The sequence below is a fragment of the Streptomyces sp. NPDC002701 genome (assembly GCF_042889045.1).
Lineage (GTDB): Bacteria > Actinomycetota > Actinomycetes > Streptomycetales > Streptomycetaceae > Streptomyces.
Genome location: NZ_JBIAQL010000003.1, coordinates 827,931 through 845,192, shown reverse-complemented (window position 1 = coordinate 845,192; position 17,262 = coordinate 827,931). Strand labels below are relative to the sequence as shown.

At 70.2% G+C, this 17,262-nt stretch carries 15 protein-coding genes, 1 tRNA gene and 1 pseudogene; 9 read left to right on the top strand and 8 right to left on the bottom strand.

Translation table 11 applies throughout. From position 1 onward, the window contains the following. Positions 1-147: 147 nt before the first annotated feature. Positions 148-537 (bottom strand): winged helix-turn-helix transcriptional regulator, encoded by a 390-nt coding sequence (locus tag ACFYXC_RS12145; RefSeq protein ID WP_389549836.1) that lies wholly within the window; start codon positions 535-537, stop codon positions 148-150. Positions 538-628: 91 nt separating this feature from the next. On the opposite strand from ACFYXC_RS12145, the gene ACFYXC_RS12140 reads away from it, so the two are divergent. After that, complete coding sequence (locus ACFYXC_RS12140; protein WP_389550052.1) at positions 629-1,468, top strand: SDR family oxidoreductase; 840 nt, start codon at positions 629-631, stop codon at positions 1,466-1,468. 52 nt (positions 1,469-1,520) lie between these two features. Here ACFYXC_RS12140 and ACFYXC_RS12135 read toward each other — a convergent pair whose 3' ends face one another. After that, positions 1,521-2,090 carry an ATP-binding protein gene (locus ACFYXC_RS12135; RefSeq protein ID WP_389549833.1) on the bottom strand — a complete coding sequence of 190 codons (570 nt, stop codon included), beginning with the start codon at positions 2,088-2,090 and terminating at the stop codon, positions 1,521-1,523. Positions 2,091-2,251: 161 nt separating this feature from the next. Between ACFYXC_RS12135 and ACFYXC_RS12130 the strand changes: the two genes are divergently transcribed. From ACFYXC_RS12130 to ACFYXC_RS12120, 3 genes and pseudogenes are all read left to right on the top strand, one after another. Beyond that, positions 2,252-3,130, top strand: a complete 879-nt coding sequence (locus tag ACFYXC_RS12130) for a helix-turn-helix domain-containing protein (RefSeq protein WP_389549830.1) — start codon at positions 2,252-2,254, stop codon at positions 3,128-3,130. 23 nt (positions 3,131-3,153) lie between these two features. Continuing rightward, on the top strand, positions 3,154-3,339 hold the full coding sequence (locus ACFYXC_RS12125; RefSeq protein WP_389549827.1) for a DUF397 domain-containing protein: 186 nt from the start codon (positions 3,154-3,156) through the stop codon (positions 3,337-3,339). Between the two features lie 133 nt (positions 3,340-3,472). Continuing rightward, positions 3,473-3,736 (top strand): annotated as a pseudogene (locus ACFYXC_RS12120) (hypothetical protein); the annotation flags it as partial. Positions 3,737-3,834: 98 nt separating this feature from the next. Here ACFYXC_RS12120 and ACFYXC_RS12115 read toward each other — a convergent pair. The 4 genes from ACFYXC_RS12115 to ACFYXC_RS12100 form a co-directional block, all read right to left on the bottom strand. Then, on the bottom strand, positions 3,835-4,233 hold the full coding sequence (locus ACFYXC_RS12115) for a hypothetical protein (protein WP_389549825.1): 399 nt from the start codon (positions 4,231-4,233) through the stop codon (positions 3,835-3,837). 321 nt (positions 4,234-4,554) lie between these two features. Continuing rightward, complete coding sequence (locus tag ACFYXC_RS12110; protein WP_389549822.1) at positions 4,555-5,121, bottom strand: Uma2 family endonuclease; 567 nt, start codon at positions 5,119-5,121, stop codon at positions 4,555-4,557. Between the two features lie 484 nt (positions 5,122-5,605). Further along, positions 5,606-5,678 (bottom strand) — tRNA-Arg (locus ACFYXC_RS12105). A 182-nt stretch (positions 5,679-5,860) separates the two neighbouring features. Continuing rightward, positions 5,861-6,658, bottom strand: coding sequence for an IclR family transcriptional regulator (locus ACFYXC_RS12100; protein ID WP_389549820.1), 798 nt, complete (start codon positions 6,656-6,658; stop codon positions 5,861-5,863). Between the two features lie 124 nt (positions 6,659-6,782). On the opposite strand from ACFYXC_RS12100, the gene ACFYXC_RS12095 reads away from it, so the two are divergent. The 3 genes from ACFYXC_RS12095 to ACFYXC_RS12085 all read left to right on the top strand — a co-directional run bounded on the left by ACFYXC_RS12095 (position 6,783) and on the right by ACFYXC_RS12085 (position 10,723). Then, the gene (locus ACFYXC_RS12095; protein ID WP_389549817.1) at positions 6,783-7,760 is read left to right on the top strand and encodes a 5-dehydro-4-deoxyglucarate dehydratase; all 978 of its coding nucleotides are present in this window, start codon (positions 6,783-6,785) and stop codon (positions 7,758-7,760) included. A 199-nt stretch (positions 7,761-7,959) separates the two neighbouring features. Next, positions 7,960-9,297 carry a gluconate:H+ symporter gene (locus ACFYXC_RS12090; protein WP_388913534.1) on the top strand — a complete coding sequence of 446 codons (1,338 nt, stop codon included), beginning with the start codon at positions 7,960-7,962 and terminating at the stop codon, positions 9,295-9,297. A gap of 85 nt (positions 9,298-9,382) precedes the next feature. Further along, positions 9,383-10,723, top strand: coding sequence for an enolase C-terminal domain-like protein (locus ACFYXC_RS12085; RefSeq protein ID WP_389549814.1), 1,341 nt, complete (start codon positions 9,383-9,385; stop codon positions 10,721-10,723). Between the two features lie 191 nt (positions 10,724-10,914). On the opposite strand, the gene ACFYXC_RS12080 is transcribed toward ACFYXC_RS12085, so the two are convergent. Then, on the bottom strand, positions 10,915-12,699 hold the full coding sequence (locus tag ACFYXC_RS12080; RefSeq protein WP_389549811.1) for an IclR family transcriptional regulator C-terminal domain-containing protein: 1,785 nt from the start codon (positions 12,697-12,699) through the stop codon (positions 10,915-10,917). 224 nt (positions 12,700-12,923) lie between these two features. Then, positions 12,924-14,222, bottom strand: coding sequence for a M6 family metalloprotease domain-containing protein (locus ACFYXC_RS12075; protein ID WP_389549808.1), 1,299 nt, complete (start codon positions 14,220-14,222; stop codon positions 12,924-12,926). 400 nt (positions 14,223-14,622) lie between these two features. Here ACFYXC_RS12075 and ACFYXC_RS12070 point away from each other — a divergent pair, with 400 nt between their 5' ends. Beyond that, on the top strand, positions 14,623-15,267 hold the full coding sequence (locus ACFYXC_RS12070; RefSeq protein ID WP_388919038.1) for a TetR/AcrR family transcriptional regulator: 645 nt from the start codon (positions 14,623-14,625) through the stop codon (positions 15,265-15,267). A gap of 333 nt (positions 15,268-15,600) precedes the next feature. Beyond that, complete coding sequence (locus tag ACFYXC_RS12065) at positions 15,601-17,139, top strand: MFS transporter (protein WP_388919035.1); 1,539 nt, start codon at positions 15,601-15,603, stop codon at positions 17,137-17,139. Positions 17,140-17,262 lie beyond the last annotated feature (123 nt).

The following is a 17,262-nucleotide window of genomic DNA, read 5'->3' as shown; positions in this document are numbered from 1 at the left end:
CTGTCCCGAGGGTGCGACCGAGCGGTGACACAGGCGGGCTCGTCCTTGTATTTCGTGCACGTCACCGCTCACCGCGTAACGGATGCGCGCAGCCCTCACCGCGTGGCGGATGCGCGCAGCCCTCGCGCCGTATCCCTCACGGCGCCGTCATCCCTCACCGCGCCGTTGTCCCTCGCCGCGCGACGACAGACTTCGTGTGATCCGGTCGAACAACTCCGTCAACGGCTCACCCACCTCCTGGCCGAACCCGGTCAGTCCGTAGGTGACCTGAGGCGGTGCCGTCGGCTCGACCTCCCGCCAGACCAGGCCGTCCTGGACCAGTGCGCGCAGGGTCTGGGAGAGCATCTTCTCGCTGATGCCCTGGATGCTCTCGCGCAGCTCGTAGAACCGAAGGCTGTTCTTCCGCAGGGCGATCAGCACCCAGACGCCCCACCTGCTGGTGACGTGGTCGACCATGTCCCGCGCGGGGCAGTCGGTGTGAAACACGTCATACCGCTCCCCTTGCTCGGTCCGTCTGTACTGCGTACCTTCCGCCATGTCAGGAACTTACCTCAGGGTATGTCCTTACCAAAAGTTAGCCCGCGCTCCTAACGTGACGCCCTCGAAGAACATCTACGAGGAGCTGAACATGATCGTCGTGACAGGGGCTACCGGGAACATCGGCCGGCCGTTGACGCAGGCACTGGCCAGGGCGGACCATCAGGTGACGGCTGTGTCGCGGCACACGACGGCGGTGCCGGACGGCGTCCGCCACGTGGTGGCCGACCTGGCCGAGCCGGCCGGCCTCAAGCCCGTGTTGGCAGGCGCGAAGGCGCTGTTCCTGCTGCTCTCGGGCGACCTGCACGGCACTGCGGCCAACCCCGCCGACATCATCGGCGAAGCCGTGGCCGGCGGGGTCCGCCGGGTCGTCCTGCTCTCCACTCTGGGCGTGGTGACCAGGCCCTTCGGCCCGACGCGCATCGCGATGCGCGCACTGGAGGACACGCTGCGCGAGTCCGGCCTGGACTGGACCGTCCTGCGGCCGGGCGGCTTCGCCTCCAACGCCCTGTGGTGGGCCGAGTCCGTCCGTACGCGGCAGGTCGTCGCCGCGCCCTTCGGCGACATCGGAGTGCCGGTCGTCGACCCGGCGGACATCGCCGCGGTCGCGGCGGCCTGTCTGTCGGACGAGCGGCACACCGGCGGTGTGTACGAACTGACCGGCCCGGAGGTGATCACTCCGCGGCAGCAGGCAGGGGCCATCGCCGCCGCGCTGGGCTCACCGGTGAGGTTCCACGAACTCACCCGCGACGAGGCCAAAGCCGCCATGACCCGGAGCATGCCGGCGGAACTCGCCGACGACACCCTGGACATCCTCGGCTCCCCGAACCCGGCCGAACTGCGCGTCAGCCCGGACGTCCAGCGAGTCCTCGGCCGCGCCCCACGCCCCTTCGCGGACTGGGCCGCACGCCACGTGACAGCGTTCCGCTGAGCCCGGCCGGCACCGCCGCGGCTGTCCTTGGGTGCTCGGGGCGCGTGAGGGGTCAAGTGACCGCTGCGTCGATCCGTCGTCCAGCGGTCGCGGTGCGACACGGCGTGGATGCGGATACGGCGGCGGACGACGGGCGGGTGGGCGCGGCGGCCGGCCCGCCTCCCGTCGGCAGGACGTACTCCGCCCAGACCGTCTTGCCGGGACCGCCGGGGCGCGGATGCCAGTCCCAGCGGTCGGCCAGGTGCTCCACCAACAGCAGGCCGCGGCCGGCGTCATGGAGGCCCGTGGGCGCCGCTGCGACCGGTACGCCCTCGGTGCGGGTGTCGGTGACCTCGATCCGTACGGTCGTGGCGTCGCAGGTCAACGCGAGGTGGAAGTCGCGGCCCGGGACCCGGCCGTGCCGGACGGCGTTGGCGGCGAGCTCGGCGACGATCAGCGTCAGCACGTGGTGCGTGTCGCAGTCGTAGGGGACGCCCCACGCGTCGAACTGCTGCCCGGCAAGCCGCCGGGCGAGCCGGGCACCGCGCGGCGTGCAGCTGAAGCACATCGCGAAGGCGCTGGTGCGGTTGGGGGAACTGACGGGCTGGGGGTTGTGCTCGGGCGGAGCGGTCTCACTGTTCACGCCCTGAACGCTCCCGGTGTTGGCGTAGCGCGACCAGTGGTGACGCACCGTCACGTTCCAGTTGTACGTGAGGAAGCGGCAGGTGTACGGGGCGCGCCGCGTGACCGGTTCAGGGCGGGCGCGTTGGGCCGGGGAACTGGACCGGGGAGGCGGTGGAGCCGATGGATTCGGTGGAGCAGGGCGGCAGTCGGAGCGAGTGCCGGCCCGAACGGGAGGACGCCGGGCCGAGGCCGGACGACGAAACGGGTTCGGGTGTGGTGACGGCGTTCGGGCGCCAGCTGAAGCTGCTGCGGGTCCGGGCGGGCCTGGAACGCCCGGAGTTCGGACAGCTCACGGGGTACGCGGCCCAGTCGATCGCCTCCTTCGAGCAGGGGCGGCGGATTCCCTCACCCCGGTTCATCGACCGCGCGGACGAGGTACTGGACGCCGGGGGCGTCCTGAAGGCGCTGAAGGAGGAGATGGGGCGGGCGCAGTATCCGGCGTTCTTCCGGGACGCGGCGCGCTTGGAGGCGCGGGCAACGGCGTTGAACGTGTACGCCGTGTATGCCGTCCCCGGCCTGTTGCAGACGGCTGACTACGCACGGGCTGTCTTCCAGATGCAGCGTCCACTGCTGGAGGACGAGGTGATCGAGCAGCACTTGGAGGCCCGTATGGTGCGGCAGAGCGTCCTCACCCGTCGCCCGGCCCCTTTGATGAGTTTCGTCATCGAGGAAGCGGTGCTGCGCAGGCAGCTCGGTGGCCCGCAAGCCATGCGCGGGACCCTGGAACAGATCCTGCTCACGGGGCAGTCGAGGAATGTGGAAGTGCAGGTCATGCCGATCAAGTGCGAGGATCACGCCGCGCTCGCCGGCCCCTTCACATTGATCGACACCGACAAGGGACACCGGATCGCCTACGCGGAGGTCCAGGACGACAGTCGTCTCTACACCGATGTCTCGTACGTCCGTACGCTGGAAGCCCGCTATGGCATCCTCCGGTCACAGGCGCTGACCCCGAGCGAGTCATCGGCGTTCATCGAGCAACTGATGGGAGAGGCATGAACGTACAGCGCAACAGGGTGGCTGTGCCGGAAGCCGCTTGGTTCAAGAGCAGTTACAGCACGGGCAACGGTGGCGAATGCGTCGAGTTCGCCGAGGCTTCTGGGGCCGTACACATCCGGGACTCGAAGATCCGATCCGGGCCGGTCCTGACGGTCACCCCCGACGCGTGGGCCGGACTCGTCCGGCTGGCCACCGACCGGATCGTCTGAGCCGTACGTTCGTCACCCCTGTGGGGTGCCCACCCGCACAGGCGGTTGGGCACCCTCGATACCTGTCGGCTCGACGATGCCACAACGCGACTGAAGTACCGGACCGGCCGCGCTACTTCACATCTCCGCGGAGGACGGCCACTTTCTCTACGAGGTTCTGGGCGTGGGCCGCTCCGCCTACGACGACCTCCGCTCGGGAGCCACCCGCCTGCTGGAGATCAACCACACCCTGCCCGCCCCTGCCGACCGTCTGTACCTCGTGCTCTCCGAACCGCCCGCCGAGGACTGGTCGGTCGATGCCCTCTACGGCGTCTTCGGGGTACACGTCCTGTGGCGTACCCGCGACAGCTGGGGCGGCCGGGACGCGGAAACGGCGCTGGGTTCCGGACAGGCGTAACCGCTCCGCGTAACCACGATCTCCCCTCGTACACCGCGGGCACGCCCACCATGTGACGTGCCCGCAGCACAGGACGCCCTGTTCAGGGCGGAGTGAGGTCAGGAAGGGCAGACCTCGACGCCGGGGGCGGGGTCGGCGCCGACGTTGACGTTGCCGCCCCAGGCCCACACGAAGTGGTACGTATGCCCGGGCAAGTGGACGGTGACCTGGTACCAGACGTCCGTGGTGTAGTCGCCGGCCGTGACGCGTTCACCGCGCGCGTAGCACTTCACCACGCCGGTGGCTCCCTCCGGCCCGCTGGTGTTGAGGATCCTGTACGACGTACCGGGTCCGGTCCTGATGTTGCTGTTCGGCTGCAGGATCGGGGAGGACTGGACGGTACTGCGAGCCACCCCTGAGGCGCTGGCCGCCTGGGTGGCACCGGCCCCGCCGAACAGGGTGAGGGCGGTACCGACCGCGAGACCGACGGCGGTGAGACGCGCACGGCGCTTGAACATGATGGACTCCTCATCAGGCGGGCACCGGGCCCGTCGCCGGCGCCCCGGCGGCATCCGTTTCCGCCCCACAGACGGAACGTGGCACCTCGACGTATGACCGTCCCGGCAGCGAATGTCCCTTCGCCGCGTCCGCGCGTCTGCCATCGCGTAATTCTTCGAACCGGCCCATAACTGCGGCGCCCCGGCACAATTCGAACCTGCGACATCCGCTTCAGGAGGGGGATCGAGTCCATACCGGGTGGCGCCGGGCGCTGCCGTCCTGTGTCGAGCAGTCCGCTCACGCATCGCTCACGCGCTGCCGATTGCTGAGCACCGCGTGGCTCAGATCTGGCTGAGGTCGATCTCCACGGGGAAGGGAGCCGCTGCCTTGAGGACGCCGGTGAACACGTCTCCGTCCCGGTAGGTCTTCGTGGCGGGGTCGAGAACGTAGGTGTACACGAGAGGAACGCCTGTCACGGCCTGCTCGATCCGCCAGTAGAAGCCGATGCCTGCCTTGGCGTACTGGTCGACCTTCACGATCCGGTCAGTGGTCTCCGAGCCCGGCGACACCACCTCCGCGACCAGCAGTACGTGCTCGGGGCGGGTGGGGGTGATGTCGGTCGTGTCTGCGCGGTACACGACGACGTCCGGTCGCCGGTTGGTGAGCGGGACGTCCTGAAGTCGAACATCGAAGTCCGTGTCGGCGTTCCACTCGGCACCCGCGGCGACATCCAGGGCGTTCGCCACCATCCGGGCCAGCCGGTTGTGCCGCTTGGACGTACGGGGACTCACGGCGACCATCCCGTCCACGATCTCGATGCCGGCGCACTGCTCCTCGGACCAGGACTCATAGTCCTCCGCCGTGATCTGCTCATGCATCCACGCCGGAGCCATCATCTCGGCCGTCATGAAGCACCCCCGAACACTGTGCTGCGGGCTCGATCCCACTGGGGTCAGCGTACTGTCTGCCCCTGTCTGGCACGTTTGTCCCGCTCAGCACTCTCTTCGTCGGCCGCCATCCGACCAGCGCGCTCACGGCAAGAGCGAGGCACCGGCGCGGCGGCCTCGTCACCGGGAGCGGACAGGGTTGCCGTACCGCTGACCCAGTGCGGCAGCCGCCGCGGTACTGCTGAGGGGGATGAGGCGGGGGGGCTTGTCCTGTTCGGTACGCGTCTGTTGCCCGAAGGGGCGATCACCGAGGCCGCAGGTCGTCGGCTGGCTTGTACCGCACGCCGACGCCGTCTTTGGCAACGCCCGCCCATCGGAGCCGAAGCGTGCCGAGGACTGGGTGCCCGGCCTGGGTCCGTGCCGGATGCCGCTGATCCGCTGGGCGCCACTAGGGGAGGTCAATTCCGCACGGCCCCGGACGAGGAGTCCGGGGCCGTGCGGCTTGTGCCCCCGGCAGGATTCGAACCTGCGACACCCGCTTTAGGAGAGCGGTGCTCTATCCCCTGAGCTACGAAGGCGTGAGCGTGCCGGTGGTGGTTGCTGCGGTGTGAGGGTGGGGCCCTTGGTACGCCGCAGCGTCCGTCAGGGACGCTCGGTCACAGCGTACCGGATCAGGGGTGGGCCGGTGCGGCGGTGGCGGGACGGGGGTCGCGGTGGCTCTTGAGTTCTCGGTGGCTTCTCACCTGCTGCTCGTCCGCCCTCATCGCCAGTCCACCGAGCCCGGGGGTGAAGGGAGCGTCCTTTCTATCTTTGCGCGGGTTTCCTGCATGATCGCGATCACCTGGGCCTCGTGTGCGCTCGTGAGGCGGGTCACCGGGATCGAGCAGCTGATGGCGTCCGTGGGTGGGGAGGCGTAGCGCAGGGCGAAGCCGTAGCCGGCGATTCCCGCGACCGTTTCCTCGCGGTCGATCGAGTGGCCGCGGACACGGACCTCCGCCAGATCCGCGAGCAGGGTCGTCCGGCTGGTGTGGGTGTTCGCCGTCAGGGCCGGCAACGGGTCGGGCGGGAGCGGGAGTTCGGCGTCGGGGCGTTCGGCCAGGAGGGCCTTGCCGAGCGCGCCCGCGTGGGCCGGGACGCGGCGGCCGACCCTGCTGATCGTCCGCAGGTACTCGTGGGACTCGCGCGTCGCCAGGTACACGACGTCCGGGCCGTCGAGCCGGGCCAGGTGGATCGTCTCGCCGAGCGCGTCCGACGCCTCGTCGAGGTAGGGCCGCACCACCCGCACATGCGGATCGCTGTCGAGATAGCTCGTGCCCGTGAGCAGCGCGTGGATACCGATGCCGTAAAGCGATCCCGTCGTGTCCGAACGCACCCAGCCGCAGTCGATCAGGGTCTGCAACAGCTGGTACATGCTGCTGCGCGGTACGCCCAGTTCCTCGGCCAGTTCGTCCAGGCGGGCGGGGCGGTCGCCGCGGGCGGCCAGCAGTTCCAGCAGGGCGACCGTGCGGGCCGCCGATTTCACGCCGCGGACTCCGCGGGCCCCGCTGCTCTCCGGCATGGCCTCATCGTAAATCCGCCGTGCCGCACCCATTGACCACGTCCGGTTCACCGACCTAACCTCCGTTCTCATACATGTACGCCATCTGCATATGGAGATGTACGAGATGGGGAGTGGAGTTGCGATGCGGTCTGACACGGATGCCGACGCCGTCGTGCGGCGGCTGCGTGAGGGCATGGTCGGCGGGGTGCTGTCCTTTCCCCTCACCAGCTTCGGCGACGACGGCGGCCTCGACGTCGAGGCGTACCGGGTCTACCTCGCCGCCCAGTTGGCCGGCGGACCGGACACGACCGGGCCCGGCGCCGTCTTTCCCGCCTGCGGAACCGGTGAGTTCTTCTCGCTCGACGAGGACGAGTACCGCGAGGTCGTCCGGGCCACGGTCGAGGTCGCCGACGGCCGGCTGCCCGTCGTCGCCGGCATCGGCTACGGCTGGGCACAGGCCCTGCGGTTCGCCCGCATCGCCGAGGAAGCCGGCGCGGACGCCCTCCTCGTACTGCCCCACTACCTCGTCGGCGCCCCGCAGGACGGCCTGGTCGAGCAACTGCGCCGGATCGCCGCCGGGACCCGGCTGCCGCTCATCGCGTACCAGCGCGGGCAGGTCGCCTTCACCGCCGGCAGCCTGCGCCGCATCGCGGAGATCCCCACGGTCATCGGCCTGAAGGACGGGCACAGCGACCTCGACCGGCTGCAGCGGCTCACCCTCGCCGCCCCCGACGGTTTCCTCTTCTTCAACGGTGCCTCCACCGCCGAGATCCAGGCCCGCGCCTACGCGACCGTCGGCGTCCCCGCCTACTCGTCGGCCGTCCACGCCTTCGCCCCCGAGATCGCCGGCGCCTTCTTCGCCGCCCTGCGCGCGGACGACGAGGCCACGCTCACCCAGCTGCTGCGCGATTTCTACGTGCCGCTCGTCGAACTGCGCGACCGCGTCCCGGGGTACGCCGTCTCCCTCGTCAAGGCCGCCGCCCGGCTGCGTGGCCTTCCCGTCGGCCTCGTACGGGCCCCGCTCACCGATCCCGGCGAAGCCGATCTCGCCGAGCTGGAGGCGGTCCTCGACGCCGGCCTCGCCCTCGTCGGAGCGCCCCGCCGCCGCCCCACCGACTGACCCGTCGCCCATCGGCACGGCGCGCACTCGGCCGTCGGTCCGGCGTGCATCGCCCATCGGTACGGCGTACATCGGCCGTCGGCACCGCGTACATCGCCCGTCGTACACCGCGCATCAACACACCGCACATCACACATCGACACACCGCACATCGCCCGGCCCATCCGCCTGACCTACGGCCAGTTCAAAGGGGAACTGCATGCCTCTGCTCGTAGTCGGGATCAGCGTTCTGGTGCTGCTGTTCCTGATGACCCGGACGAAACTCAACGGCTTCGCCGCGCTCCTGCTCGTGGCGGTGGGCGTCGCCCTCGTCCGGGGCATCCCGGTGGCCGACATCCCGGACGTCCTCTCGGAGGGCATCGGGGGCCAGATCGGGGACACGATGCTCGTCATCGGCCTCGGTGCCATGGTCGGCCGCGTGATGGGGGACTCCGGGGCCGCCCAGCGGATAGCCGACAAGCTGCTGGACGCCTTCGGGCCGCGCTGGGTCCAGGTCGCCATGGTGGTCACGTCCATGCTGATCGGCGTGACCATGTTCTACGAGGTCGCGTTCATCATCATCGTGCCCATCGCGTTCACCCTCGTCAGGGTCACCGGCGCGAAACTGCTGTGGGTCGGCCTGCCGATGTCGATCGCCCTGTCCACGATGCACAGCTTCCTGCCGCCGCACCCCGGCCCCACCGCCGTGGCCGCGACCTTCCACGCCTCCGTCGGACACACCCTGTTCTACGGCCTGTTCATCGCCGTACCGGCGGGCGCGCTCATCGCGCTGCTGTGGCCGCGGCTGCCGTTCATCAGGGCCATGGACCCGTCCATCCCCAAGGGCCTGGTCACCGAGCGCGAGTTCGGGGACGAGGAGATGCCGGGGCTCGGCTGGTCGCTGTTCGTCGCGCTCTTCCCCGTCGTGCTGATCGCCGGCGCCGCCGTGATCGACATGGCGGCGCCGGGCGACAGCCCGCTCCTGCACTTCGTCGCCTTCATCGGCTCCGCGCCGATCGCGCTCCTGCTGACCCTGGTCCTCGCCATCTGGGCCTTCGGACCGCGTATCGGCCGCAGCCTGGCCGACGTCAACGCGTCCTGCACCTCCGCGGCCCAGTCGATGGCGATGATCCTCCTCGTGATCGGCGCGGGGGGCGCCTTCAAGAACGTCCTCGTCGAAGGAGGCATCTCCGACTACATCGCGGACACCACCGACAGCTGGTCCATCTCGCCGATCGTCCTGGCGTGGCTCATCGCGGTCATCCTGCGGGTCGCGCTCGGCTCGGCGACCGTCGCCGTAGTCACCGCCTCGGGCGTGGTGCTGCCGCTCCTCGCGGGCAGCGGGATCCACCCCGAGATCATGGTGCTCGCCGTGTCCTGCGGGTCGATCGCCTTCTCCCACGTCAACGACCCCGGATTCTGGCTGTTCAAGGAGTACTTCAACCTCTCGGTCGTCGAAGCGATCAAGGTTCGTACCACCTATACGACGGTCCTTGCCATCCTCGGCCTCGGCGGGGTCCTTGCGATGGAGTGGGCGCTCGACGTCCTCAGCCTGTGACGCCTGTGACGCCTTCGGCGCTTGCGGCTTCCCGTTCGCGCCGGCCCCGAACCCGACACCCTCTGAGTCAAGGACATCGATACGCATGAGTCAGCCGACCGTCACCGAGTTCGCCGTCTACCCCGTCGCCGGGCGCGACTCCATGGAGCTGAACCTCTCCGGCGCGCACGGCCCCTACTTCACCCGCAACATCGTGGTCCTCAAGGACTCCGACGGCCGTACGGGACTCGGTGAGGTGCCCGGCGGCGAGAAGATCACCCAGACACTACGGGACGCCCGCTCCCTGGTCCTCGGCGCGAAGGTGGGCGACTACAAGCGGGTCCTGCGCGCCGTCGGGGAGCGCTTCGCCGACCGGGACTCCGGCGGCCGGGGCGCCCAGACCTTCGACCTGCGCACCACCGTGCACGCCGTCACGGCCGTCGAGTCGGCGCTGCTCGACCTGCTGGGCCAGCACCTCGACGTACCCGTCGCCGCCCTTCTCGGGGACGGCCAACAACGTACGTCGGTACGGGTGTTGGGCTACCTCTTCTACGTCGGTGACCCCGGCCGCACCGATCTCGAGTACGTCCGTGAGCCCGACGCGGACGTCGACTGGTACCGCGTCCGGCACGAGGAGGCGCTCACGCCGGAGGCGATCGTCCGGCAGGCCGAGACCGCGTACGACCTCTACGGCTTCCGGGACTTCAAGCTCAAGGGCGGTGTCCTGGCCGGCCCGGAGGAGGTCGAGGCCGTACGGGCCCTCAAGGACCGCTTCCCGCAGGCGCGGATCACCCTCGACCCGAACGGGGCGTGGTCGCTGCGCGAGGCCGTCGAGCTGTGCGGACCGCTGGTCGGTACGCTCGCCTACGCCGAGGATCCCTGCGGGGCCGAGGGAGGTTACTCGGGGCGCGAGATCCTGGCGGAGTTCCGGCGGGCGACCGGGCTGCCCACGGCCACCAACATGATCGCCACGGACTGGCGTCAGATGACGCACGCGCTGGCTCTCCAGTCAATCTCCATACCGCTCGCCGATCCGCACTTCTGGACGATGCAGGGGTCCGTGCGGGTGGCCCAGCTGTGCAACGCGATGGGGCTGACCTGGGGTTGTCACTCCAACAACCACTTCGACATCTCCCTCGCCATGGTCACGCACTGCGGGGCGGCGGCGCCGGGGGAGTACAACGCGCTGGACACGCACTGGATCTGGCAGGAAGGGCTGGAGCGGCTCACGGTGACGCCGCCGCGGATCGTGGACGGGGAGATCGCCGTGCCCGAGGGGGGTGGGCTGGGGGTGGAGCTGGACATGGAGCGGTTGCTCGCGGCGCACGAGCTGTATCTGGAGAAGGCTTCGGGGGGTCTGGGGGGTGGCCGGGACGATGCGGTGGGGATGCAGTATCTGGTGCCGGGGTGGCGGTTTGACGGGAAGCGGCCTTGTCTCGTGCGTTAGCCCTCCGGGCGGTTGGCGGGTGTCGGTTGTCCTGGTTGGAGTTCGTGTGATGGTGCGGGTGGGTGGGGGCTGGTCGCGCAGTTCCCCGCGCCCCTAAAAGCCTAAAAGCGAGGTCGCCTGTTGCCCGCGCTCCTAAAAGCCTCATAGCAAGGACGCTGTTGCCCGCGTTCTCAAGAACTAGGGGGCTGTGGTCAGGTGGAGGGGATTTGGGTGAAGCGGCCTGCCACGCGGAGGTCCGCTTCTATCGCGCCGGCTGTCGCCGACAGGTGCGGCAGCACCTCGTCCACGCACTGCTCGACCGTCCGCCGCGAACTGTGCATCGCCACGTTCACCGCCGCCACGACCCTCCCCGTACGGTCCCGGACCGGGGCCGCGATCGACCGCAGTCCCTCCTCCAACTCACCGTCGACCAGCGCGTAACCGGCATCCCGTACACGGTCCAGGACGGTCGCGAGGACGGCCGGGTCCGTGACCGTGTGCGGGGTCAGCGCGCGCAGGCCGGTCAGGAACGGCTCCCGCTCGGCCGGGGACAGGCCGGCCACCATCACCCGCCCCAGCGAGGTCGCGTACGCCGGAAGTCGCGTACCCACCGTGATGTTGACGCTCATGATGCGGCTGGTGGCGACGCGCGCCGTGTACTGGACCTCCTCGCCCGTCAGCACCGCGAGGGACGCCGAGTCGTGCAGCCGGGCCACGAGATCGGCGAGGTGCGGGGCCGCGATCTGCGGCAGCGTCGTACGGGACAGGGGCGGGAAGCCGAGAGCCAGGACGCGGGGCGTGAGGGTGAAGGTCCGGCCGCGGGCCGTGACGTGCCCGAGGTGTTCCAGGGTGATCAGCGCCCGCCGCGCCGTCGCCCGTGCGAGGCCGGTCGCCTGCGCCACCTCGGTGAGCGTCAGCTCCGCCCGCCCCTCCCCGAACGCCGTGATCACGGTCAGCCCCCGGGCCAGCGACTCGATGAACTCCCGGCCCAGTTCCTGTTTCGACGCGCCGGTCCAGGTGGCGAGTCCGGCGGGGGACGCCGGCGGCCGGGCGGGGGCCTCGCGCAGGTCCCGTTCCATGGCGTGTACGGTCGCCCGCAGCCTGGGCAGCACGGCGTCCCGCAGCGAGTCCGCGCTGTGCCGGCTGGTGTGGCTCACCACGCTCACCACACAGGCGACGCGCCCGCCACGGTCCCGTACGGGCACCGAGACGGCGACGAGACCCGGCTCGATCAACTGGTCGTCGACGGCCCAGCCCTGCTGGGCCGCCCGCCGGGTGCGTTCCTCGAAGGCGTCGACGGCGTCGAGGGCGTTGGGGGCATCGGGGGCGTCGAGGGCAGCGGACTCCGGTGTCGGCGTGCGGTGTTCGCGTGGGGGGATCGCCGGGAAGCCGTGGTCCCGCGGGTCCGCTGCCCGGCGGTCCCGCCAGCGCGTCCAGTCCTCGGGGGTCCACTCGGTCGCGAACAGCGGGCCCGGTGCGGTGCGTTCGGCGGGCAGCAGGTCGCCGATGCGGAAACTCAGCGACATCGCGCGGCGCCGGGTGGCCTGGTGGATGAAGCGGATGCCGTCCCGGTCGGCGACCGCGAGGGACACCGACTCGTCCAGTTCGTCCGCGAGTTCGTCGGCGCGGGTGTCCAGGAGGCGGGGGAGGCGCAGCGCGGCGAGGTAGGCGTTGCCCAGTTCCATGAGCCGGGGGGCGAGTACGGCGTCGCGGCCGTCCAGGCGGAGGTAGCCCATGCGGGACAGGGTCGCGGCGATGCGGTCCACGGTGGATCTGGCGAGGCCGGTGGTCTTCTCCAGGGCGCTGAGGCTCTGCGTGCCGCCGGCTTCGGTGAGGCGGTGGAGGACCGTGATGCCGCGCATCAGGGGGGTCACGGCTTCCTCAGGAACGGGAACGGGAACGGGAGCGGGAGCGGGGGCCAAGGCGGGGCCGGGGGCGGGGGTGACTGTGGCGGGCCCGGCCGGTGTGAGGTGGGGCGGTGATGGTGGCGGTGGCATGGCTCCCCAATGTGGTGTGCGTCCACGGTAATGCTCCGCGGGGTGGCGGTTGGAAGCGTGCGGGTGGGTGGGGGCTGGTTGCGCCGTTCCCCGCGCCCCTTGCAGATTGCGCCGTTCCCCGCGCCCCTGAGACGACTGCGCCGTTCCCCGCGCCCCTGAAAGACTGCGCCGTTCCCCGCGCCCCCTGGGGGCGGAAGGTTGCGGTGTTTCGTGTTGCGCGCCGGTTAGTCCTGGGTGGGGGTTTCTCGGGTTACGTATATGCGGTGGTTGCCTGTCGGGTCCGTGCCGGCGACTGTGACGCGGATGCCCGACTTGAGGTCCTTGAAGTACTGGCCGGGGGAGAACGCGGCGTCGGAGAGTTCCGCGTGGACGTTCGGGCTGCGCGTGCAGCCGCCGCTGTCCTTCGTGGAGTCGACGACCGAGACCGGGCCGTGCCCCGTGTCGACCTTCGCGTCGACCCGGTAGATGAGGACCCCCGCCTTGCAGACCGACTCGTCGTTGCCCGCCTGGGTACGCAGCTCGACGGCGTACCCCGTCGTCGCGTCCAGGGGGACGAAGACCAGTTTGCCGCCGGTGCCGCGCTCCGCCAGCGGGGTCAGCACGTGCTCGGTCGTACCGGACCCGGCCGCGCAGCCCACCTGCGAGTCGTCGAGCCAGCCGAGCTTCCACTTGTGCCAGCCCAGCAGGTCGTTGTCGGCGCCCCAGTCCTCGCTCATGATGTCCCAGTGCCCGACGGCGCCGCCCCCGTCCTGGGTGTAGAGGTCGGGCAGACCGAAGACATGGCCGTTCTCGTGGGGGAGCACGCGGTAACCGGTCTCGGCGTACGAGCCCGACCCGTCGTCCTGGCGGCTGTAGACGAACGACGCGTTGGCGACGGGCACCCCGTCCGCGACCGGCGCCTCGGTGTTGCCGGCGAAGGTGACGGAGAGGACGGTGTCGAGCGCGGAGGGGCCGGCGTTCGGGGTGATCAGGACATTCAGCAGGTCGTAGTCCCGGAAGTCCACCTTGGGGTCGGCGGTGCTCACGATGTCCTGGACGAGTTCGCGGTAGCCGGGGTCGAAGGGCGCGCCGCGTTCTATCCCGTACTCCTTGAAAGGCTTGGGCATCCGCAGCCAGTCGGTCATGGGGGCCTGCGGACGGTAGTCGAGGCGGCCGTACGAACTGGTGCGGAACCAGTCCGTGGTCTGCGGGAAGAACTCGCCGAAGCGGTCGAGCGCGCTGCCCTGGCCGGGCGCGTCGGAGAAGTCGACCATCAGGTTCAGGGCGCGGACGGTGCCGGTGGAGCGGGCGTAACCCGCGGGGGTGGGGATGCCTTCCGACATCTGCACGCCCGCCGAGCCGCTGATCATGCAGGGGCCGAGCGGGGAGGACCGGACCGGTGCGACGGGGCCCGCCGCCGAGGTCGAGCCGGCCGTCAGGCGTCCGGATCCCGCGGAGGTGCTGACCGCGAGGGTGAGGACGGTGACCGAGGCGAGGGCTGCGGCACGGCGGCGCGGGCGTATCCGACGGCTGGTCGGCTGCATGCAGAAGCCTCTCGCTCCAGGCAGCCGACCCGTTTCTGGCTGCACCCTGTCCGATCACCCTGTGCCGCCGAATGCGCGGGCGCGCGCTGGAGGAGACCGATCGTGGGAGGGGGCCGGGAGGACGGCCGTACTCCGCCGGTCCCTGCCGCCGCCCCCGAGTGCCGCTCTCGCCGCCCCCAGGGACGGCCCCCGCCGCCCCTCGGGGACAGCCCTCGAAGCCCGCCGAAGAGGCCCGACTCAGATGTGACTCAGGTCACAGTGAAGTTCTTCAGGATCGGGAAATAACCGGGGACCGTTTCCCCGTTTAGCCCTGTGTCCGCACGAACCGGGGAGAGCGTCCCCGGATCGCCAGGACGGCAGAGACCCACCGGGAGAGACTCGAAACTCGAAGGAGTACGTCGTGGAGACCGCAACCGCCGCACAGCGCAAAATGCCCCGCCCGCGGGCCGATGCTCTGCGCAACCGGGAGCGGATCGTCGCCGCCGGACGAGAGATGTTCGTCGAGTTCGGCGCCGAGGTGCCGCTCGACGAGATCGCCCGCCGGGCGGGCATCGGCAACGCCACGCTGTACCGCAACTTCCCGGACCGGGCGGCCCTCCAGCGCGAGGTCGTCTGCTCGGTCATGGACCGTGTCTCGGAACAGGTCGAGCAGATGCTCGCCGAGACCGGAGATGCTTTCGAGACCCTCTCGCGGTTCGTGCACACGTCGGCCGACGAGCGGATCGGCGCCCTGTGCCCGATGCTCTCCGAGACCTTCGACGCGCACCACCCCGACCTGGTCGCCTCGCGCGAGCGGGTCGAGGAGCTGATCGAGACGCTCATGGAGCGGGCCCGCCAGGCGGGCCAGCTCCGCTCCGACGTCGCCGTCGGGGACCTCATGGTCGCCATCAGCCAGCTCACCCGGCCCCTGCCGGGCACCGCGTGCCCGAACATGGACCGCTTCGTACACCGCCACCTGCAGCTGTTCCTGGACGGACTGCGGGCACCCGCCCGCTCCGAACTGCCCGGCGCGGCCGCGACCATGGAGGACCTGCGACGAGCATGACCGACTAGCCCGACCGTCGGGCCACAGCCCTCGGACCCACGCCGCACGAGCGATCGACCACCGAACGACCACCGGTCGACCAACCGGGTGACTGAGCGAGCGACAACCGGCCGACCGCCGGTCGACCGATCAGATTCGCGACGTTCGAGAGTCACCACTCCCGTCCCACCCGGCCGCCGGCAGTACACCGCCGGCAGTCGCCTACAGCCACCGGTCGTCACCGACAAGGACGTCGAGGAGGGCGTCGACAACGTAGTCGACGAAGACGTCACCGGCGACGAGCCGTCCCTTCCGTCACCTTTTTCGTCACGAAGTCCTGAAGTGGGTACTCCCATGTCTGAAACAGCTCAGGCCGCCGCCGCCAAGGCACCGGCTCCCGACTCCAACCGCTGGAAAGCGCTCGTCTTCATCGCGCTCGCCCAGCTGATGGTCGTGCTCGACGCGACCATCGTGAACATCGCCCTGCCCTCGGCCCAGCAGGACCTCGGCATCTCCGACGGCAACCGGCAGTGGGTCATCACGGCCTACGCCCTCGCCTTCGGCGGACTGCTCCTGTTCGGCGGCCGCATAGCCGACCTGTGGGGCCGCAAGCGCACCTTCGTCGCCGGTCTGATCGGCTTCGCCGGCGCGTCCGCGCTGGGCGGCGCCGCGACGAACGAGGCGATGCTCCTTGGCTCCCGCGCCCTGCAGGGTGCCTTCGGCGCACTGCTCGCGCCCGCCGCGCTCTCGCTGCTCGCGGTGATGTTCACCGACTCCAAGGAACGCGCCAAGGCGTTCGGCATCTACGGGGCGATCGCCGGTGGCGGTGGCGCCGTGGGCCTCATCCTCGGCGGCTTCCTCACCGAGTACCTGAACTGGCGCTGGACGTTCTTCGTGAACATCCCGTTCGCGGTCATCGCCGCCGCCGGCGCGTACTTCGTCATCCGTGAGCCGGCCGGCAGCCGCAACCGCTCGCCGCTCGACATCCCGGGTGTCGTCCTGTCCACCCTCGGTCTGGTCTCCCTCGTCTACGGCTTCACGCGGGCCGAGTCCGAGGGCTGGAGCGACTCGATGACGATCGGCCTGTTCGTCGTCTCCGTGCTGCTCCTCGCGGCCTTCGTCGTCGTCGAGTCCAAGGTCAAGGCCCCGCTGCTGCCCCTGCGCGTCATCACCGAGCGCAACCGTGGCGGTGTCTACCTCTCGCTCGGTCTCGCGATCATCGCGATGTTCGGCCTGTTCCTCTTCCTGACGTACTACCTGCAGATCGTGAAGGGCTACACGCCGGTCAAGACCGGCTTCGCCTTCCTGCCGATGATCGCGGGCATGATCACGGGCTCCACGCAGATCGGCGCCCGGCTGATGAACCGCGTTCCGGCGCGGCTGCTGATGGGCCCCGGCTTCCTGGTCGCCGCGCTCGGCATGCTGCTGCTGACCCGGATGGAGATCGGCTCCTCGTACGCGACCCTGCTGCTGCCGGCGATGCTGCTGCTCGGCCTCGGCATGGGTACGGCGTTCATGCCGGCCATGTCCCTGGCCACGCTGGGCGTCGAGCCGCGTGACTCCGGTGTCGCCTCCGCGATGGTCAACACCTCGCAGCAGGTGGGTGGCGCGATCGGTACGGCTCTGCTGAACACGATCGCCGCTTCGGCCACCACGGCGTACGTCAAGGACCACATCGGCGGTGCCACCACCCAGTCCCAGCAGCAGCTCGTCCAGCTGCAGGCCCAGGTGCACGGCTACACCAACGCGATCTGGTTCGCCGTCGGCATCCTCGTCGCCGCCGCGGCGATCGTCTTCACCCTCGTCAACGCGGGCAGCCCGGACGCCACCGCGGCCGCCGGGGCGGTCGACGGGGCCGAGGACGACCTGAAGGTCCCGGTCATCGCCCACTAGCCGCTCCGCGGAGCGGCTCCGGGAGGTCACCCACTGACCTCGTACGTACGCAGGGGTGGGGACGCCTTCGTACGTACGATCCTGATCTGCCCCGGCTTTGGTGCGTTGCACCGGAGCCGGGGC